The organism is Planctomycetota bacterium (genome assembly GCA_021414025.1).
Taxonomy (GTDB): domain Bacteria; phylum Planctomycetota; class Phycisphaerae; order Phycisphaerales; family SM1A02; genus SYAC01.
Map to the genome: position 1 here is coordinate 316,849 of JAIOPG010000004.1, position 19,080 is coordinate 335,928.

At 65.7% G+C, this 19,080-nt stretch carries 15 protein-coding genes; 9 read left to right on the top strand and 6 right to left on the bottom strand.

The genetic code is table 11. From position 1 onward, the window contains the following. Positions 1 to 35 precede the first annotated feature (35 nt). The 7 genes from K8R92_05950 to K8R92_05980 all read left to right on the top strand — a co-directional run bounded on the left by K8R92_05950 (position 36) and on the right by K8R92_05980 (position 8,473). Positions 36 to 1,946, top strand: coding sequence for a hypothetical protein (locus K8R92_05950; protein ID MCE9619432.1), 1,911 nt, complete (start codon positions 36 to 38; stop codon positions 1,944 to 1,946). 33 nt (positions 1,947 to 1,979) lie between these two features. Then, positions 1,980 to 3,497: an ABC transporter permease gene (locus tag K8R92_05955; protein ID MCE9619433.1), complete on the top strand. Its 1,518-nt coding sequence runs from the start codon at positions 1,980 to 1,982 to the stop codon at positions 3,495 to 3,497. A gap of 7 nt (positions 3,498 to 3,504) precedes the next feature. Next, positions 3,505 to 4,989 (top strand): ABC transporter permease, encoded by a 1,485-nt coding sequence (locus K8R92_05960; GenBank protein MCE9619434.1) that lies wholly within the window; start codon positions 3,505 to 3,507, stop codon positions 4,987 to 4,989. Beyond that, positions 4,989 to 6,149 (top strand): ABC transporter ATP-binding protein, encoded by a 1,161-nt coding sequence (locus K8R92_05965; protein ID MCE9619435.1) that lies wholly within the window; start codon positions 4,989 to 4,991, stop codon positions 6,147 to 6,149. The genes K8R92_05960 and K8R92_05965 overlap by 1 nt, the downstream gene beginning before the upstream one ends. A 32-nt stretch (positions 6,150 to 6,181) precedes the next feature. Further along, entirely contained in the window at positions 6,182 to 6,760 is a 579-nt protein-coding gene (locus K8R92_05970) for a peroxiredoxin (GenBank protein ID MCE9619436.1), read from the top strand. Beyond that, on the top strand, positions 6,757 to 7,242 hold the full coding sequence (dut, locus tag K8R92_05975; protein ID MCE9619437.1) for a dUTP diphosphatase: 486 nt from the start codon (positions 6,757 to 6,759) through the stop codon (positions 7,240 to 7,242). The genes K8R92_05970 and dut overlap by 4 nt, the downstream gene beginning before the upstream one ends. A 67-nt stretch (positions 7,243 to 7,309) precedes the next feature. Then, the gene (locus K8R92_05980) at positions 7,310 to 8,473 is read left to right on the top strand and encodes a DegT/DnrJ/EryC1/StrS family aminotransferase (GenBank protein ID MCE9619438.1); all 1,164 of its coding nucleotides are present in this window, start codon (positions 7,310 to 7,312) and stop codon (positions 8,471 to 8,473) included. Positions 8,474 to 8,490: 17 nt separating this feature from the next. Here the strand turns inward: K8R92_05980 and K8R92_05985 are convergent, their stop codons facing one another. The 3 genes from K8R92_05985 to truA are packed head-to-tail and all read right to left on the bottom strand — an operon-like array spanning position 8,491 to position 11,832. Next, positions 8,491 to 9,171, bottom strand: coding sequence for a PIG-L family deacetylase (locus K8R92_05985; GenBank protein MCE9619439.1), 681 nt, complete (start codon positions 9,169 to 9,171; stop codon positions 8,491 to 8,493). A gap of 10 nt (positions 9,172 to 9,181) precedes the next feature. Continuing rightward, positions 9,182 to 11,044 carry a hypothetical protein gene (locus K8R92_05990; protein ID MCE9619440.1) on the bottom strand — a complete coding sequence of 621 codons (1,863 nt, stop codon included), beginning with the start codon at positions 11,042 to 11,044 and terminating at the stop codon, positions 9,182 to 9,184. Then, entirely contained in the window at positions 11,041 to 11,832 is a 792-nt protein-coding gene (gene truA / locus K8R92_05995) for a tRNA pseudouridine(38-40) synthase TruA (protein ID MCE9619441.1), read from the bottom strand. Before truA ends, K8R92_05990 begins: the two co-directional genes overlap by 4 nt. A 234-nt stretch (positions 11,833 to 12,066) precedes the next feature. On the opposite strand from truA, the gene K8R92_06000 reads away from it, so the two are divergent. Further along, positions 12,067 to 13,149, top strand: a complete 1,083-nt coding sequence (locus K8R92_06000; protein ID MCE9619442.1) for a hypothetical protein — start codon at positions 12,067 to 12,069, stop codon at positions 13,147 to 13,149. A gap of 263 nt (positions 13,150 to 13,412) precedes the next feature. Continuing rightward, positions 13,413 to 14,495 carry a hypothetical protein gene (locus tag K8R92_06005; GenBank protein MCE9619443.1) on the top strand — a complete coding sequence of 361 codons (1,083 nt, stop codon included), beginning with the start codon at positions 13,413 to 13,415 and terminating at the stop codon, positions 14,493 to 14,495. A gap of 101 nt (positions 14,496 to 14,596) precedes the next feature. Here K8R92_06005 and K8R92_06010 read toward each other — a convergent pair whose 3' ends face one another. From K8R92_06010 to K8R92_06020, 3 genes are read right to left on the bottom strand one after another with little or no spacing between them, the layout of a single operon-like run. After that, a complete protein-coding gene (locus tag K8R92_06010; GenBank protein MCE9619444.1) occupies positions 14,597 to 15,739 on the bottom strand; it encodes an ATP-binding cassette domain-containing protein in 1,143 nt (380 codons plus the stop codon). A gap of 28 nt (positions 15,740 to 15,767) precedes the next feature. Further along, complete coding sequence (locus tag K8R92_06015) at positions 15,768 to 16,676, bottom strand: carbohydrate ABC transporter permease (protein ID MCE9619445.1); 909 nt, start codon at positions 16,674 to 16,676, stop codon at positions 15,768 to 15,770. Next, entirely contained in the window at positions 16,673 to 19,078 is a 2,406-nt protein-coding gene (locus K8R92_06020) for an extracellular solute-binding protein (protein ID MCE9619446.1), read from the bottom strand. Before K8R92_06020 ends, K8R92_06015 begins: the two co-directional genes overlap by 4 nt. Positions 19,079 to 19,080 lie beyond the last annotated feature (2 nt).

Consider the following 19,080-nt stretch of genomic DNA (forward strand, 5'->3'; position numbering starts at 1 on the left):
GAACACCCCGGGGCGGTGATACCCTCGGCCCTCCCATGAGAAACGGTTTCGGCTTCAAGGATCTCGTCTTTTTTGTCCTGCTCCTCGTCATCGCGGTCTCGATGTGGCTCTCGATGGTGCAGAAGGACCGACAGTGGATGCTGCTGCAGCGCGTCGACGCACGGCTGGGCGAGCTGGAAAAGAGATTCGACGAGATCCGCGCGGCGGGCGGCGTGGCCCCGGCGCCGAGCTCGTCCGCCGGAGCCGCCGCGCCCGCCTCGCGCGACGCGAGCTGGGCCCGCGCCGGCGTGGAGGTGCAGTGGCAGCCGCCTCTGGAGTTCGCCACCAATCCCGCGTCGCTGCCGGGGTACAAGCAAGGCGGGGAGTTCAGCGAGATCTTCGAGGCGCAGCCCGCGAAACTTACCCCCTACATCAGCAGCGACACCTACGGCACGCGCGTGATCGACCGCGTCTGTGAAAACCTGGGCTCCTTCGATCCCAAGACGCTCAAGTTCCGCGGACAGCTCGCGGACGCCTGGCAGCTCGATCCGGACGGGCTCTGGCTGCGCGTGCACATCAATCCCAGGGCGACTTTCAGCGACGGCACGCCCGTGACCGCCGAAGACGTGCGCTGGACCTTCGTGGACTTCGTCAAGAATCCGCTGATCGAGGCGGAGCGCAGCCGCAGCCTGATGGACAGCCTGGAAAAAGTGGAGGCGATCGACGAGCGCACCGTCGAGTTCCGCTTCAACAAGTGCATCTTCACCAACATCACGCTGGCGATGTACAACCCGATCCTGCCCAAGCACTACTACGCGCAGTTCGAGCCGAGCCAGATCAACCAGGCCACCGGGCTGCTGATGGGCAGCGGTTTCTTTCGACTGGAAAACCTGCCCAAGGGACCCAACGAGCTGGCCCAGCAGTGGACCCCGGGCAACGATGTGGTGCTGGTGCGCAATGAGCGCTATTGGGGCACGCCCAGCCCGCTGGCGGGCATGCGCTACCACACGGTGAAGGATGACCTGGCGCGGCTGGTGGCCTTCCGCAACGGCGAGGGCTCGATGATTTTGCCGACCAGCCCGCAGTTCAATCGAGTCCTGCGCGAGGAGCCCGGCTTCGAGAAGGAGAACTACGCCCTGAAGTGGATCAACATGCGCAGCGGCTACTCCTTCATCGCCTGGCAGTGCGGAGCGCGGCCCAGCGGTCGCGGCACGCCCTTCGGGGACACGCGGGTGCGCCGGGCCATGACCATGCTGCTGGATCGCGAGCGCATGATCCAGGACATCTGGGACGGCATCGGCATCGTCTCCAAGGGTCCCGAGAATCCGGAGAGCCCGGCGAGCGATCCGGCGCTGAAGCCGCTGCCCTTCGATCCCGCCAAGGCGAAGGAGCTGCTCAAGGAGGCCGGCTGGATGGACCGCGACAACGACGGCCGGCTGGAGAACGGCAAGGGCGAGCCCTTCACCTTCGAGTACACCTACGCGACCGGCGGCGAGATCGCCGAGCGCATCGCCCGCTTCGTCAAGGACTCCTACGGCAAGGCGGGCATCGAGGTGACCACGCGGCCGGTGGACTGGAGCCGCTACCAGGAGATCCTCAAGACCCGCGACTTCGACGCGATCACGCTTTCCTGGAGCGCCACCAGCCCCGAGAGCGATCCACGGCAGATCTTCCATTCCGAGAGCATCAAGGAGGGGGGCGACAACTTTATCCAGTGGCGCTCCGACGCTGTCGACGCACTGATCGAGCAGGGGCGCCGCACCATGGACGAGCAGACCCGCATGCTGGTGTGGCGGCAGTTCGAGGCGGAGATCGCCCGCGAGCAGCCCTACACCTTCGTCCGCGTCGTGCCGTGGCTGCGCTTCGTCAAGCGCGACTTCGGCAACGTGCAGCCCTACCGCACGGGGTTGGAGCCCGAGGCCTTTTTCCGCATGAGCCCGGCCGCCGTGACGGCGCCGATGAACTAGCCCGCGACGATCCCGCGACGCGATCCACCGATCATGGGCTCCTACCTCGTCCGACGCCTGCTGCTGATGATCCCGACGCTGCTGGGCATCACCTTTCTGGTCTTCGCGCTGATCGCGATGGCCCCGGGCGGCATCGGCGCCGGATTGCAGGTGCAGGGGGGACAGCTCAGCGACACCAGCAAGGTGATGCAGATGCAGGCCTACCTGGAGGACCGCTACGGATTGAACGATCCGATCGTGGTGCAATACGTGCGTTGGCTCGGGCAGATTTCGCCGGTCAAGATCGGACTGCGCGACCAGGTCTCGCCTTCGGGCGAGCAGATCCACGCGCCGCGCGAGATTCCCCAGATGCCGCTGCAGGGATGGTTCGCGCCGCCGCCGATGCCGGAGGCTGCCGTGATCGCCGCCTCCGATCAGAGCCAGGATCCGCAGATCGCCTTTCAATCACTGCGTCGAAATTCCGAGGGCACGCGGCGCACCTACGTCGGGCAGCTTCGCGTGATGAAGGAGGCGCTGGCGGACTACGCGCGCGCCGCGGGGCTCGCGGACCGCCTGGACGCGAAGGGCTCCGCGGATTTTGAGAAGTTCGAAGGCCTGGCACGGAACCCGGATCTGCCCGCCTTTGCGAAGTTACGCGATAGCGCGATGGCGCTGCAGCAGGCGTGGGTGGAAGCGCAGCGGGCGAGGCTGGCGACGCAAAGAGCCTTCGACGGCAAGCCCTATCCCGAGTCCGGCTTCTCCATCATTCCGGGAACGCTCTGGGTCGGGGCGCCGGACCTTGGCGTGGCCTTCAGCAAGAACCGCCCGGTGATGGACCTGATCCTCAGCGCCCTTCCGGTCACGCTGCTGCTGAACCTGATCGCCTTTCCGATCATCTACATGATCGCGATCCCCACCGGCATGCTGGCGGCGACGCGGCGCGGCACCTGGTTCGACACTTCCTCGGGGCTGCTGGTGCTGGCGCTGTGGAGCGTGCCCACGGTGCTCGCCGGAGTGGTCGCGATCGGCTTCCTCGCCAACAACCAATACCTGGGCTGGTTTCCCGTGAGCGGCCTGCACGATTCGCGGGCCGGGGTCTGGCCCTTCCTCCCCACCGAAACGGAGGGCGCCTTCAACCGCGGCTGGCTGCTCGACACGCTCTGGCATGTCGCGCTGCCGGTGGCCTGCCTCACCTACGGCGGGTTCGCCGTGCTCACCAAGCAATGCCGCGCCGCGATGCTGGACAATCTCTCCGCGGACTACGTGCGCACCGCCAAGGCCAAGGGAGTGCCGCGGCGCGATGTGGTGCTGCGGCATGTCTTTCGCAACAGCCTGCTGCCGCTGATCACGATGTTCGTGAACATCTTTCCCGCCATGCTCGCGGGCAGCATCGTCATCGAGCGGATCTTTTCCGTGCCGGGGATGGGCACGCTCATCCTTGAGGCGATCGACCTTCGCGACCGCGAGCTGATCCTCGCCGATACCTTCATGATCGCCTGCGTGAATCTGCTCGCACTTTTGCTTGCCGACGTGCTCTACGCGCTGGCCGATCCGCGGGTGAGCTATGACTGAGTCGAACATGGCACAGCGGGTCCCCGAGGCGATCAGCGGCATCGACGCGATGCGCGGCGCGGGACAGGTCCGCGCCAAGGGATTCTGGTCCGAAGCCTGGGGCCGTGTCTTCAAGCGGCCCGCCGCGATTCTGTCGATCGGATGGATCGGGCTGGTCGCGGTGACGGCGGTGCTGGCGCCGCTGCTGGCCAACGCGCATCCGATCCTGCTGGAACGGATCGGGGACAAGGGCGAAGTGCTCTCGCGCTCCTGGCCGCTGCTGGAGAATCTCACGCCGACTGATTTGCTCCTGCTGCTGGGATCGATCGTCGCGATTCCCTGGCTGCTGCCCACATGGGGGCTGCCGCGCTCGCAGCGGCTGACGATTCTGGTGGCGGTGAGCATTCAGGCGGGACTCAGCATCGTGATCCTGGGGCTGCTGCGCGAGTGGCTGGGATCCGCTGAGCGCTCGGAATCGCTGCGGCAGTGGAGCCGGGAGATGGCTTCGCCCTACATCGCCAGCGCCGTCGTCGCGGCGATCGCGGCGGCCGTGGTGATCGCCATGCCGCTGACGCAGCGGCGCGGCCCGCGCGTTCTCTTCGCGGTGGCCGCCGCGCTGCTGGTGACGCTGGCGGTCGGCTCGCGCTGGCAGTCCCGGCTCACCAACTTCGAGCGCTACGCCGAGGAGGAGGCGACCGGAAAAATCCGCGCCGTGTACACCGTCATTCCGTGGAGCCCCGAGTACGTCCGCAGCGACATGGCCCTGGCCCGGCCCGCCTCGAAAGTCTTCGAGCGGCTGCCGTCCATGCAGGGGACTCCGCTGGGGGCGCGGCCGCTCTATCTCGGCTCCGACAGCATGGGTGGTGACGTGCTGAGCCAGATGCTCTGGGCGTGCCGCCTCTCGATCTCAATCGGCATTGTCTCCACGGGCATCTCGCTGCTGATCGGCGTCACGCTGGGCGCGCTGGCCGGCTACTTCGGCGGCCGGATCGACCTGCTGCTGCAGCGCCTGATTGAGATCTTCATGGCGATTCCGGTGCTCTTCCTGCTGATCGTGGCCGCGGGCGTGCTGCCGCGCAACACCTACGTGATGATGGCGATCATCGGCTGCTTCAGCTGGACCGGCGCGGCGCGCTTCACGCGTGCGGAGTTCCTCAAACTGCGCCGTCAGGACTTCGTGCAGAGCGCCCAGGCCGTGGGGTTGCCGCTGCGGATGATCCTTTTCCGCCACATGCTGCCCAACGGCGTGACCCCGGTGCTGGTGGACGCGAGCTTCTCGATCGCCGCCGCCATCAGCGTGGAGGCGACGCTGAGCTTCCTGGGGCTGGGGCCCGACGGACAGGCGAGCTGGGGCAAGCTGCTCTCCAGCGCCACCGCGAGCACCGGCACCTTCGTCTGGTGGCTGGCGGTCTTCCCCGGTCTTGCTATTTTCCTCAGCGTGCTGAGCTACAACCTGCTGGGCGAGTCGCTGCGCGACGCGATCGATCCCAAACTCCGGAAGGCGGCCCACTAATGGCGGAAATCCACGCATCGGTCCAGGCCCGCGCCGCGGGGCAGGCGAAGACGGCGCCGGTGCTCGAAGTGGCGGACCTTGCGGTGAGCTTTGACAACGCAAGTCAACCCGGCGGCCCGCGCATCCAGGCGGTGGCCGGCGTCAGCATGAGCCTCTTCCCGCAGCAGACGCTGGCGGTGGTCGGCGAGTCCGGCTGCGGCAAGAGCGTGACGGCGCTGAGCACGATGCAGCTGGTGCCCTCCCCCCCGGGGCGCGTCGACGGCGGCACCATTCTGCTGGAGGGCAAGGATCTGCTCTCGCTCTCCGAGGCCCAGATGCTGAGCGTGCGCGGCGGCCGCGTGGCCATGATCTTCCAGGAGCCGATGACCAGCCTCAACCCGGTCTACACCATCGGCGACCAGATTCTCGAGGCGATCCTGCTGCACCAGAAGGTCACCCTCGAGCAGGCGATCGAGCGCGCCATCGAATCGCTCGAGACGGTCGGCATCTACAACCGCCTCAAGGAGAAGTTCAAGGAGGACGCGCGGGCCCTGAAGCGCGGCAAGAGCGAGCTGCTGGGGGAGTATCCGCACCGCTTCTCCGGCGGCATGCGCCAGCGCGTCATGATCGCGATGGCCCTGGTCTGCCAGCCCACGGTGCTGCTGGCCGACGAGCCGACCACGGCGCTGGACGTCACCATCCAGGCGCAGATCCTGGAGCTGCTGCGCGACCTGCAGCGCTCGCGCGGCATGGGCATCATGCTGATCACGCACAACCTGGGGGTGGTGGCGGAGAATGCCGACGTGGTCTGCGTCATGTACGGCGGGAGGGTGGTCGAGTACGCCCAGGTCTTCGAGCTCTTCGACCGACCCATGCATCCCTACACCCGCGGGCTCTTCTCGAGCATTCCCGGCTTGCAGCACCGGCTGCGCCGTTTGACTACAGTGGACGAGGTCACGGGAAATCCCGCCGAGTTCCGGAAATTGCCCGGCGCGGAGCGCGGAGTCATTCCCTGGTGGCCCGATCTTCCCAAGGAGGCGCGTCCGCCGCTCGAGTCCGAGCGGCAGCCGCACTGCCTGCACGAAATCGAGCCGGGGCGCTGGATAGGATGCTGGCGCACTCCCGAGCTGGCCGCGCGGCCGTCGCGACGTCCGGAACTCGACTATCGCCGTGATGGTTGAGCAATCGCTTCGAATGTCTTGAAAGGTTTTTCATGCCGCTGCTCAAAATTGGATCCAAGATTCCGGCGTTCCTGCTGAAGGATGGCGCCGGCACCTCCTTCGGCGCCCACGACCTGCGCGGGCGCTACACGGTGATCTACTTCTATCCGCGCGACGACACGCCCGGCTGCACGATCGAGGCCTGCGAGTTCCGCGATCTCGCCGAGACCTTCGCCGGACTGAACGCGCAGGTGGTCGGCGTCAGCAGCGACTCCGCCGAGAGCCACCGGAAGTTCGCTGAGAAATTCGCCCTCAACTTCCGGCTGATCGTGGACCTGCCCGACTCGATCGGGCGCTCGCCCTTCGCCATGAAGTTCGGGGCGTGGCAGCGCAAGATCATGTACGGCAAGTCCTCGATGGGCGTGGTGCGGACCACCTTCCTGATCGCGCCGGACTGCACCGTCGCCAAGCGCTGGGACAAGGTGAAGCCCGAGGGGCACGCCAAGGAGGTGGCCGAGGCGGTTGCAGAGCTGTTGAAGCACGCCAAGGATCACAAGCGCGCCGCGACCCGGGCCACGACGCAGGCGAAGAACACCAAGCATGCGAAAAAAATGAAGGCCGCCAAGCGATGAGCGGCGTCAGCGCCGCGGGGAACGCTACGCTGGGCCGCGTGGCCGACGTTCTCCTTCAGCTCAAGCGACTGCACGCCGCCGCAACGCTGCCCGCCTACCAGAGTGAGCAGGCGGCGGGGATGGATCTCTCAGCGTGCCTTGAAAAAGACATCGTGATCGGCGCCGGCGAGATCGCCCGCGTTCCCTGCGGCTTCTCGATGGCGCTGCCGCCCGGCTGGGAGGGCCAGGTCCGGCCGCGCAGCGGATTGGCGACCAAGCACGGCATCGGCATTCCCAATGCGCCGGGCACGATCGACTCCGACTACCGCGGCGAGGTGCAGGTCCCGCTGATCAACTTCGGCAAGACGTCCTTCACCGTGACCCACGGCATGCGCATCGCCCAGATGGTGGTCGCCCCGGTGGCTTTCGCCCAATGCCGCGAGGTGGCCGAGCTGTCCGAGACGGCCCGCGGCGCCGGCGGATTCGGAAGCACCGGGCATTAAGCAGCGACTTGGACCGGGGCCGGGGACGCACTACACTCGCGGAATGGTCACCGCACAAGCCACCGTCATCAACGTTCCGCTCCTTGATCTGAAGGCCCAGTACGCCGCGATCCGCTCCGAAATCGAGCCGGTCATCCACGAGGTGATCGAAAGCCAGTATTTCATCGGCGGGCCGAAGATCGACCAGCTTGAGAAGGAAATCGCCGCCTACTGCAGTTGCAAGCACGCCGTGGGCTGCGCCAACGGCTCCGACGCGATCGTGCTGGCGCTGCAGGCGCTGGGCGTGGGCCACGGCGACGAGGTCATCCTGCCCACCTACACCTTCTTCGCCACCGCCGGCAGCGTGTCGCGGATGGGCGCCAAGCCGGTGTTTGTCGACGTCGACCCGGCCACCTACAACATCTGCCCCAAGAGCCTCGAAGCGGCGTTCGGTTCCGCCAAGAAGGTCAAGGCGATCATCCCCGTGCATCTGTATGGACAGGCCGCCGACCTGGATTCGGTGCTGGCGATCGCCAAGGAGAAGAAGGTCGCGGTCGTGGAGGATTGCGCCCAGGCGATCGGCACGGAGGATCACCGCGGCGTCCGCGTAGGCTCGCGCGGCGACATCGGCACCTACAGCTTCTTCCCCAGCAAGAACCTCGGCGGCTTCGGCGACGGCGGCATCATCACCACCAACAACGACGCGCATGCCGCCTGCATCAAGCGGCTGCGCAACCACGGCATGGAGCCCAAGTATTTCCACAAGGAGATCGGCATGAACAGCCGGCTCGACGCCCTGCAGGCCGCGGTGCTTTCGGTGAAGTTGCGGCATCTGGATGCATGGACCTCCGCCCGGCAGAAGAACGCCGCGTGGTACGACACCTTCTTCAAGAACGCCGGCGCCGCCGACAGCCGGACTCCGGTGGACTCGGGCGGCCTGGCGCTGCGCTATCCCGCCCTGGCCAAGGGTCGCCACATCTACAACCAGTACGTGGTGCGCGTGCCCGGATCGATGCGCGACAAGGTGCGCGACGAGCTCACGGCTCGCAAGATCGGCACCGAGATCTACTATCCGCTCTCGCTGCACATGCAGGAGTGCTACAAGCATCTGGGCTACCGCGTGGGATCCTTCCCGCACTCGGAGCGTGCCGCTCTGGAGACCATCGCGCTGCCGATCTACGGCGAGCTCAGCCCGGCGCAGCGATCGCATGTGGCGGAGTGCCTGGTGGAAGCCGTCCAGAAGTTCAGCTGATCCGCGCGCAGTGGTGATCAGGGCAGAAGCGACGCGAGGTCGCGCACGCCGACGCATTCCGGCGACGTGATCGGCTCGCCGAACTCCGAGTTGATCCGGCTGCCGTAGAAGCGGCCCATCGCCTCGACCCATTTGGGCAGGGAGCGGTTGCCGGGGTTGGCCTCGAACTGGCTTTTGTACGCGGCGATCGCCCGCATCTTCTTCTGCTCGAACCCGGCGCAATCCACGATCAGGTCGGGCTGGGGAATGTTCTTCAGATGCGTGCAGAAATAGTGCAGAAGCCGCCGCGGATGGTGGGGGTCGCCGGCCAGGGCGGACTTGGTCAGCTTGGCGTCGAAGCGGGCGTCAATGCCAATGCGGCAGAGGGCCAGGTGGTCCGGGTGCGCGTCCAGCGGATGGGGCACGAACATCAGGTCGATCTTGTTCAGGCGCAGCTGCCCGGCGAGCGCGTGGCGCGAGGGAAGGTCGTGGATCACGGCGCGGTTGGTCCAGCCCAGATTGACGCGCTCGACGCCGAGGATCCTCGCGGCCTCGGCCGCCTCCTTCGCCCGCGTCGCCGGATCGCCGTGGGGGGTGGGCTCGCCGTTGGTGGCGTCGATGATGAGCACGCGGTGCCCTTGCGAAACCAGCAGCGCCATGGTGGCGCCGAGTCCAAGTTCCGCGTCGTCGGGGTGGGCCGCCAGGACCGCGATGTTCATGGCATGGATCCTAGGGAGATTCGGGAGGAAGCAATCCGTCGGGCAGGCGGTCCTGCAGCGAGGGCTGAAGCTCCTCGACCCATTCGTTGCGCGCCGCCAGGAACTCCCGGGCGAGCGACGGATTGGCTTTCAGCAGTGTCTGCCGCTCCTGCTCCAGGCGCAGCAGCGCCGCGATGACCTGCGCGCTGCGGTCATTCGGGATCGCGCAGAGGTCGCGCACGATCGCCGTGGTCTCCTTCGAGCTCGCGGGCTTGGACGCCAGGCGCAGGCCCGAGGCGAGCGACGCGGCGGCCTCCTTGCGGAGCGGGGCCAGGAAGGTCTTCATCGCGCCGCTGTTGCCGGTGGCCAGCGCACTTTCGCCGTCGCTTACCACTTGGCGCAGCGCCTCGCGGGAACCCGCCCAATCCAGCCGCGCGTCGGGCCAGGCGCTCTCCGAGGCATTGAGCGCGTCCATGGCCCGCTTGGCCGAAGCCCAGCGGGCGAAGTCGCGGATGCTCTCCAGCGCCTGCGCCGGTTCGTTGGCCGCCCATGCGTCGAGCCAGCGCTGCCGGATGTTTTCAGCCTCGGCCTGCACCGGCGCCGAGAGGCCGGGGGTCTCCTCAGCGGCGCGGAGCACGGCCAGCTGCCGGTCCATCGCATGCAGGCGCTCGCGGAACATCTCGGAGAAGCTCTTGTCGTCCAGACCTCCCGCCATGGTCTGCATGAGCGCGATCAATTGCTTGGTCTGCTTGCTCTGCTTCGGCTTGTCGTTGTTGAGCGCGGTGCTGAGCCGCTGCAGCATGTTGATGTCCTCGACCAGCTGCTCCTGGGCCACGAAAATCGTCGCCAGCGAGGGGTCGTTGGCGTCGAAGCCGCTGACCGAAAGGGTCTCAATGCGGGCCAGCCCAAGCCGCTCGGACGCCACGGCGCGACGCGCCAGCGAGCGGGCGAAATTGCGCAGCGGCGGCGCGATGGCGTCGACCTTGATCTGCTGCGCGTCGGCCATCCAGCCGATGATCTTCGCCACCCGCGAGAGGGCCAGCGCGGAGGAGACCGGATCCTTCTTCGCCAGCACCGCCAGCAGCGCGCCGGGGATCTTGTCGGAACGGGCGGCGGTGGAGGAGGCCGCCAGGTCGCGCAGCTTGCCCAGCGCCTCCACGGCCTGCGCCAGGGCGCCGAACTTGGCGCAGAGCTTGATCGACTCCTCGCGCGTCTCCGCAGCGGCCAGGCCCCGGACCGCCGCCTCGATCTGGGCCGCGATCTTGTCGCGCGTGTCGTTGTTCCAGTAGGCCGCGTTGCGCAGGGAGCAGAGAGCCGCCGCCGCCTGGTTCGCCGCGGCCACGGTGCCCGCGGTCGATTGGGCGAGGTCGGGAGCGGTGTCCGCCGCGCTCAGGATCGGCAGCAGATCCTTGAGCATCGCTTTGGCCTCATCGCAGGGAGGCGCGATGTCTTGAGTTGAGGACGTCTCCGCGATTCCTGCCAGCAGCCGCGCGAACTCAGGCATGGGATCGGCCTTGGGATCGGGACGCGCGTTCCACTCAGCGGCGAATAGCTCGCCGGCGGGAGTGTCCAGGCGCGGATCCAGGTCGCGACGGATCGACACCATCACCAGGGCCATCGCCGCGGGCGTGGAATCCTTCAGCGGGGCGGTTCCATGCGCCCGGAGAATGGCCGCCGCCATCCGTCGCCACGCCGCCTGTGCCGAAGGTTTCGCCGCCTTGGTGTCCAACTTGTCGGCCTCGCGCACCAGGGCGTCGGCGAGTATGTCCACCGAGGCCGGCGCCGGCCACTTCGGAGTCGGCGGGGGGTCGAGGCGCAGCGTCTGGATCGCCGCCGCGGCGGAGATCAGGAAGAGCATCGAAACCAGGACCGCTCGTCGAAGGCGCGGGTTCATCCCATGGGCTCCCTGGATTTCTCTTCGGGGTAACGGATCCACTGCAGGCGCAATCCCTCGGGCGGCAGGGTCGGCCCGGCCAGCTGCCGGTCGCCGCTCTCCAGCGCCGCGCGGATCGAGTCCAGCGTCATGCGCCCGCGGCCGATCTCGGTGATCGTGCCCGCGATGATCCGCACCATGTTGTAGAGGAATCCGCTGCCGGAGATGTCGATCACGATTCGATCCTCGTTCAATGCCTGCACCTCGCAGGAGAAGATAGTGCGAATGGTACTTTCGCGCCCGTGCGATGAATGGGCGAAGGCGGCGAAGTCGTGCTCGCCCGGGAACATCGCCGCGGCGAGCTTCATCGGCCCGACCTCCATGTGATGCGGCGAGAAGTAGACCGTGCGCCGGTCGAAGATGGGGCGTGGCCGCAGGTGGTCGCCGTGCGAAACCTCGTAGCGATAGCCCTTGCCGACCGCGTCCCGAACCGGGTCGAAATCCTCCGCCGGAGGCCAGGCCTTGAGCACGCGCATGTCACCGGGCAGCCGGGTGTTCAGGGCAGCGGGCAATCTTGGAATGGGGATTCGGGTCTCGACGGTGAAGGCCACCACTTGGGCGTCTGCATGGACCCCGGCGTCGGTCCGGCTCGCCCCCGAGGTCAGCACCCGCTGCTGAAAGAGGTCGGCCAGGGCCTTGTCCAGCTCCCCCTGGACGGTTCGATAGGGGAGCTTGTCCGGGGGTTCCTGACGCTGCCAGCCGTGGAAATTGGTGCCTTCGTAGGCAATTCGAATCGCCACCTTGGGCATGGGGCATTTATAGACGAATTCACACGGTTCTTCGGTTCGGTGTCAACGGATACCCGATAACAGGCTTCCGCCGGGGCGCCAACCTGTAGTCAACGCTTCAATCGATGGTGAAAACCCTTGTAAAATCTCAATTTCCGCTTGGATATTGGTCATATAGGGCTATCTTGAGGGAGCAAGCGGTCGAACCTGTTACAGCCGTATTCGGCGGCCGCTCACCTTTTTTTGGAGAATGAAATGAAGATCGCTCTCGTCGCCCCGGTCATGATTTGCACCGCAGCGCTTTTGGCCGACATTGTCGTCGACGGAACTCTTGATGCTGATTATGGAAATGCGAAGTCCGGCCAGGTTGTGCACACCGGATTCGGCAATGCCAGCGATGGCGTGAACAGTTTCGCCAACGGCTCCGAGCTCGACGGCGGCTTCATGAAAGTCGACATCGAAAACGGCTACCTCTACCTCTTCCTCTCGGGCAACCTGGAGAGCAACTTCAACAAGCTCGAGGTCTTCATCGACAGCGTTCCCGGCGAAGGCCAGAATGTGCTTCGCAGCGACAACGCCGATGTCGACTTCAACGGCCTCAACAAGATGGGCGAGGACACCGTCAACGCCATCCAAGGCCTCAAGTTCGACGCGGATTTCGCGCCGGACTTCTACCTGACCACGACCTTGGGCGGCGATCCCATCACACAGTACGCCAACATCGCCCAGCTCCTGACGGCGGGCGGCGGTGTCGGTGCTTACATCGGCAGCGGACCCTTCGCAGGTCCGGATGCGACCAACCTGCTCGATGACACGGTCTATGGATGCCAGCTCTCGATCAACAACGCCAACACCGCCGGCGTGGGCGGAGAACTTGAATTTCCCGGCTCAGGCTGCGGCGTGGTCACCGGCATCGAGATGAAGATTCCGCTGGTCCTGCTGGGCTGGGACGGCTCCTCGGACCTCAAGGTCTGCGCGTTCATCAACGGCGGCGGACACGATTACGCCAGCAATCAATTCCTGGGCTCGCTCCCGGCCTTCAGCGGCAATCTGGGCGGCGACGGCAGCGGCGGATACATCGGCGGCTTCCCCGCTGCGCTTCGATTCGATCTCTCAACGATCGATGGCAACCAGTTCTTCAGCATGTCCGATCCGGACGCCTGCGTGGCGTGCTTCGGCGACATGGATGGATCCGGTGAAGTGGACGGCGGCGACATCGGCCTCGTGCTTCTGGACTTCGGTCCCTGCCCGGGCTGCCCGACCGATCTTGACGGATCCGGCGAAGTGGACGGCGGCGACATCGGCCTTGTGCTGCTGAGCTTCGGCGCCTGCCCCTGAGTCGGCATCGAGAGATTGAGATTGAATTCAAATCCCCCGGCTTCGAGCCGGGGGATTTTCATTTCAAGGTTCCATGGCCATCAGCGCAAAAGTTGCTTTGATTGGCGAGAAACAAGGTTCTTGAGCAAGGCGTGCTCCTGAATCGAATTGAAAAATCAAAAAACCGCTTGGATATTGGTCATACGAGGCTATCTTGAGTGAACGAGCGGTCGGACCTGTTACAGCCCTGTTCGGCGGCCGCTCACCTTTTTTTGGAGAAAGAAATGAAGATTGCTCTCGTCGCCCCGATCATGATTTGCACCGCAGCTCTTTTGGCCGACATCGTCGTCGACGGAACTCGTGACGCGGACTATGGGAACGCCAAGGCTGTCCAGAATGTGCACACCGGATTCGGCAACGCCACCGACGGCGTCAACAGTTACGCCAATGGCTCCGAGCTGGACGCGGGTTTTATCAAGATCGATTCCGACAACGGCTACCTGTACCTTTTCCTCTCCGGCAACCTTGAGAGCAACTTCAACAAGCTTGAAGTCTTCATCGACAGCATTCCCGGCGAGGGCCAGAATGTGCTTCGCAGCGACAACGCCGATGTCGACTTCAACGGCCTCAATAAGATGGGCGAGGACACCGTCAACGCCATCCAGGGGCTCAAGTTTGACGAAGGTTTCGCCCCGGACTTCTACCTGACCACGACCCTCGGCGGCGATCCCATCACGCAGTACGCCAACATCGCCCAGCTCCTGACGGCGGGTGGCGGCGTCGGCGCCTACATCGGCAGCGGACCTTTCGCAGGTCCGGACGCGAACAACCTGCTTGATGACACGGTCTACGGATGCCAGCTCTCGATCAACAACTCCAACGTGTTGGGCGTCAATGGCGACTCCGACGCTGTCTACGGGGGCTGCGGCGTGAACACCGGCATTGAGATGAAGATTCCGCTGGTCCTGCTGGGCTGGGATGGCTCCTCGGACATCCGGATCTGCGCGTTCATCAACGGCGGCGGACACGACTACGCCAGCAATCAATTCCTGGGAACGCTTCCGGTTGGTGCCGGAAACCTCGGCGGCGACGGCGTGGGCGGATACGTCGGCGGCTTCCCCGCAGCGCTGCGGGTCGATTTGGCCAACATGCCCTACCCCCAGAACTTCAGCGCCTTGAGTTCGGACTTCTGCGAGGCGTGCTTCGGCGACATGGATGGATCCGGTGAAGTGGACGGCGGCGACATCGGCCTGGTGCTGCTGGACTTCGGTCCCTGTCCGGGCTGCTCGACCGATCTTGACGGATCCGGCGAAGTGGACGGCGGCGACATCGGCCTAGTGCTGCTCAGCTTCGGCGCCTGCCCCTGAGTCGGCGGCGTTCCAAGTTTGTGTTTGAATTCAAATCCCCCGGCTTCGCGCCGGGGGATTTTATTTTCAAGGTGCAGGCGAACGATTCGCCGGGAGTGCGATCAGCCGATCCGCTTGCCGGATTCGCCGGGCTCGAAGAGATGGGCGCGGGCGAGATCGATCCCAGCTGTGATCGTGTCGCCTTCCTTGATCGAGCCGTCGGGTCCGCAGCGGGAGACCAGCCGCTGGCCCGAGGCTTGAAGCACCACATCCATGCGGTCGCCATAGTGCTCGACCGCTTCCACGGTTGCGGAAAATCCGCCCGCTGCTTTTAACGCCACATGCTCGGGGCGGATTCCAAGAACAACGCTCCGCGAGCCGTTGGAGACCAGCGGTTTCCAAGCATCGACGGTTCCCTGAAAGAGAAGCGACCCGGCACGGATGGCGAGGCCCGCCCCGTTGGAGGCGAGGATGCCTTCGAGCATGTTCATGGTCGGCGTGCCCACGAAGGAGGCGACAAATCGATTGGCCGGCCGCGAATAAATCTCCTGCGGCGCGGCGATCTGCTGCGTCAGACCATCCTTGAGCACCACCACGCGATCGCCCAGGCTCATGGCCTCCTCCTGGTCGTGGGTGACATAGACCATGGTCGCGCCGAGGCGGCGATGCAACATGCGCAACTCAGCGCGCATCTCCACGCGAAGCTTGGCGTCCAAATTCGAGAGCGGCTCATCCAGAAGAAAGACCTTCGGCTCGCGCACCAGCGCCCGCCCCAGCGCGACGCGCTGTCGCTGCCCGCCGGAGAGCGCCGCGGGTCGTCGGCCCAGCAGCTGGGTGATGCCCAGCGTGGCCGCGGCCGCATTCACCTTGCGGGCGATCTCCTCGCGCTCGGCGTTGCGCCCGGCGCGGTAGGAGCCCGAGAGCCAGGAGCCGATCCGGCTGGGAAACTTTCGCCGCCGCAGCAATCCAAAGGCCATGTTGGCGTCGACGTTCATGTGCGGATAGAGCGCATAGTTCTGGAAGACCATGGCGATGTCGCGGCTCTGCGGAGGCAGCTCGTTCACCACCTTCCCGTCGATCTTCATCACCCCCTCGGTCACGGTCTCGAGCCCGGCGATCATGCGCAGCAGCGTGCTCTTGCCGCAGCCGGAGGGCCCGACCAGGACGGTGAACTCACCGTGGGCGATGCTCAGGTCGACCCCCTCGACGGCGCGGACGCCCCCGGGATAGATCTTGCCGACGCGCTCGAGTGTGATGGTTGCCATGCGAATCGCTCCGTTGGTGGTCGGCGGGTCAGCCCTTGACGGCGCCCTTGCCCAGTCCTTCGATGAATTGACGCTGCGCCACGAGGAACAGCAGGATGCAGGGGATCATGGTGACCAGGCTGGCCGCCATGAGCAGGTTGACCTTGTTCACGCCGCCGTACTGATTGCGGAAACTGTTGAGCGCCACCGCCAGCGTGGCCTGCTCGTCCGAGTGCAGGTAGATCAGCGGCGCCAGAAAATCGTTCCAGGTGAAGATAAAGGTGAAGACCGCGCAGATCGCGGTCACCGGGCGGCAGAGCGGCAGCATCACATGCCACCAGATGCCCAGCCATCCCCATCCGTCCACCTTGGCGGCTTCGACCAATGCCTCAGGCACCTGCGCGATGAACTGCCGGTACATGAAGATGAAGAAGGCGCTGCCGAAAAAAGCTGGGACCACCAGCGGCAGGATCGTGTCGACCCATCCCAGATTCCGGAAGAGCAGGAAGAGCGGGACCATCGTGACCTGCCCGGGCAGCATCATGGTGGCCAGCATCAGCAGGAAGAGCGCGTGATTGCCGCGAAAGCGGATGCGGGCAAGGGCGAAGCCCACCAGACTGGAAGAAAGCACCGTGCCCGCGACCACCAGCGTGGTCACCACAATGCTGTTGGCCAGGGCGTCGAAGAATCCCTTCCACTTCACGGTGCCCATCTGCGAGAGCGCCTCGCCGAAGTTGCCCCACTGCGGATCGTCGGGGATCAGCTTGAGCAGGTCGCCGCTCACCGTCGCGGATTGGGCGCGGTCGGGCGTCTGCAGGCTCACCAGCGCCATCCACAGCAGCGGGAAGACGATGATCGCGGTGCCGCAGACCAGCGCGACGAAGGAGATCGACCGCGTCAGTCCGCCGCCGACGGCGCCGTCGCGTGCGGTGCGGCGGATGGAGTCGGCGCCGCTCATCGGCGCAGACCCTCGTAGTGCACCAGGCTCCGGCTTCCGCGCAGCGTGATCATGGTGAAGAAGAGCGTGATCAGCAGCAGGATCCACGCCATGGCGCTGGCGTAGCCCATCTCGTAGAACTCGAAGGCCTGGTTGTAGAGGTAGAGCACGTAAAAGCGGGTGAGGTCGCCCGGCTCGCCACCGGTCATGATGAAGGCCTGGGTGAAGACCTGGAAGCAGGCGATGATCGACATGACCACGTTGAAGAGGATCACCGGACTCAGCATGGGCAGCGTGACGCGGAAGAAGCGGCCGACCGCGCCCACGCCGTCGATGCGCGCCGCTTCATGCAGTTCTTCGGGAACGCCCTGCAATCCCGCCAGATAGATCATCATGCCGCCGCCCACCATCCAGAAGCCCATGATGGCAAAGGCAGGGGCGCCCCACACCGCGGCGTCGCGGCCGAACCAGTCGGGCGGCGTCGCGCCGAACACATGCAGCAGCGGCCGAAGGGCCGCGTTCATCAAGCCGCCGTCGGTGTCGAAGACCCAGCGCCACAGCACCGCCACGCCCACGCCCGCCAGCACGCTGGGCAGGTACCACGCCGCGCGGAAGAAGTGAATGCCGCGGATCTTCTGGTTCATCAGCAGCGCCGCCAGCAGCGCCAGGATCTGCCCGCCCGGCACCACAATGATCGTGTAGTACAGGGTGACCTTCAGGCTGGCGATAAAGCGCTCATCGTGACCAAGCAGCTGGCGATAGTTGCCCCAACCAACCCAGGTGGCCTGGTCAAGCGTGCTCACGCCGCGCCACTTGGCGAAACCCAGCAGCAGACTCATGACGATGGGAAAGGCCATGAAGACGATGAAGCCCAGCACCCAGGGAGAGACCAGCAGCCAGCCCCAGCGAGCCTCGCGAGTGGCGCCGAGATCGCCGTGCGGTCGCAATGCGAACCAGGCCAGGATGGCGATCGCGATGAAGGCGCAGAGTGAAAGCGCCCAGCCCAGCGGCGCCCAGGGGAAGGGCTCGAACCCGGCGCGTGCCAGGGGGCTCGTCGTTTCCGCAGTCCACATCCGGTTGAAATCATCCACCGATTGCTGCACGGTTTGATCGCCCACCTTCAAGGAGCGGTCAAGCGTGGCGCCAAGCAACTGCTCAAAGCGAGGATTCGCCGGCCAGTCCACCACCTGTGCGGCCGGAGCGGGATCGAGAAAACCCTGGTTGTTCAGCGGCTTCTTGCTTGCATCCAGGAAAGCGGGGCTTTCCGCGACCGAGCGGATGGTCGGAATCGCAAGGCCCAGCTTCGCGCCGCTGATCTGCGCCTCCGGTCCCGTGAGCCAGCGGATCAATTTCCACGCCGACTCCTTGTTGCGGCTCTGCTTGGCCATGGACCAGGAGACGGTGGCGATGACATTGCCCTCCGCCGCGCCGCGCGGCAGCGGCGCGTAGTCCCAGTCGAAGTCGCGGATGCGCCGGTACTCGGGCACCACCCAGCGCCCGAAGGGTCCGGCCATGCCCACGCGTCCAGTGGTGAATACCGCCACGCCGGTGGCGAGCTTGCTGCGGCCGCTGGTGAGCGTGTTGGTCTCATCCTGGCGCCAGGAGCGCAGGCGATCCAGCACTGCCTTGACCTTGGGATCGTCCAGTCGCGGGTCGTCGTAATCGGCGCCGCGCACCTCAAGTCCCTCGCTGCGCAGATAGGCGCGGACCATCATCGGCCAGGTCACGAATTCGCTGCCGATGCAGGGATCGCCGTTGGCATTCTTCAGCTTGGCGATGGCCCGCGCGTCGGCAATGTATTCATCCCAGGTCCAGCCTTTGGAGGGGAAGGCGAGCCCGGCCCTGCGGAAGAGATCCTTGTTGTAGTAGAAGCCGACGGTGGTGAAGTCCTTGGGGATTCCGTAGAGCGGGCCGCTGCCCGCGGACTTTCCGTCGAACCGGAAGGCGGCCACGGTGGTCGGGTAGAAGTCCTCCAGCTTGATCCGCTCCTCGACGGCGCCTGCCTGATCGAGTTCCAAGTATTTGTCGAGCGGTTCGACCAGCCCCATCTCCGAAAAACCGGCGACGCGCTCGGCGCCGACATAAAAAACATCGGGCGGCTCCCCCGAGGCGAGCATGGTCTGCAGCTTGGTGTAGAAGCTTGCGGCATCACCGGGATTGATGCGGCGAACGCGGATGCCGGGATTTCGGGCCTCGAAGCTCCTCAAGCTGTCGTCGACGATGCGGTCCTCCTCGGGGCCGCCCTCGCCCGACCAGTGCATCACCACCAGCTCCTGCTTGATCTGTGCGGCTTGGCGCCAGTGCGTCCAGAGCCGCAAGCCCACCCGGCCGAAACTCCAGGCCACCAGCGCGACGGCCGCGAACGCGAAGAACCCGCGGGCGAGGCTCGCAATGGATTGCCGGAGTGCTCTACCGCGAGGCATCG

What these genes read in the sequence shown, in the direction of transcription:
- K8R92_05950 (MCE9619432.1), top strand. Translation starts at nt 36, where the DNA reads ATGAGAAACGGTTTCGGCTTCAAGGATCTCGTCTTTTTTGTCCTGCTC.
- K8R92_05955 (MCE9619433.1), top strand. Translation starts at nt 1,980, where the DNA reads ATGGGCTCCTACCTCGTCCGACGCCTGCTGCTGATGATCCCGACGCTG.
- K8R92_05960 (MCE9619434.1), top strand. Translation starts at nt 3,505, where the DNA reads ATGGCACAGCGGGTCCCCGAGGCGATCAGCGGCATCGACGCGATGCGC.
- K8R92_05965 (MCE9619435.1), top strand. Translation starts at nt 4,989, where the DNA reads ATGGCGGAAATCCACGCATCGGTCCAGGCCCGCGCCGCGGGGCAGGCG.
- K8R92_05970 (MCE9619436.1), top strand. Translation starts at nt 6,182, where the DNA reads ATGCCGCTGCTCAAAATTGGATCCAAGATTCCGGCGTTCCTGCTGAAG.
- dut (MCE9619437.1), top strand. Translation starts at nt 6,757, where the DNA reads ATGAGCGGCGTCAGCGCCGCGGGGAACGCTACGCTGGGCCGCGTGGCC.
- K8R92_05985 (MCE9619439.1), bottom strand. Translation starts at nt 9,171, where the DNA reads ATGAACATCGCGGTCCTGGCGGCCCACCCCGACGACGCGGAACTTGGA.
- K8R92_05990 (MCE9619440.1), bottom strand. Translation starts at nt 11,044, where the DNA reads ATGAACCCGCGCCTTCGACGAGCGGTCCTGGTTTCGATGCTCTTCCTG.
- truA (MCE9619441.1), bottom strand. Translation starts at nt 11,832, where the DNA reads ATGCCCAAGGTGGCGATTCGAATTGCCTACGAAGGCACCAATTTCCAC.
- K8R92_06000 (MCE9619442.1), top strand. Translation starts at nt 12,067, where the DNA reads ATGAAGATCGCTCTCGTCGCCCCGGTCATGATTTGCACCGCAGCGCTT.
- K8R92_06005 (MCE9619443.1), top strand. Translation starts at nt 13,413, where the DNA reads ATGAAGATTGCTCTCGTCGCCCCGATCATGATTTGCACCGCAGCTCTT.
- K8R92_06010 (MCE9619444.1), bottom strand. Translation starts at nt 15,739, where the DNA reads ATGGCAACCATCACACTCGAGCGCGTCGGCAAGATCTATCCCGGGGGC.
- K8R92_06015 (MCE9619445.1), bottom strand. Translation starts at nt 16,676, where the DNA reads ATGAGCGGCGCCGACTCCATCCGCCGCACCGCACGCGACGGCGCCGTC.
- K8R92_06020 (MCE9619446.1), bottom strand. Translation starts at nt 19,078, where the DNA reads ATGCCTCGCGGTAGAGCACTCCGGCAATCCATTGCGAGCCTCGCCCGC.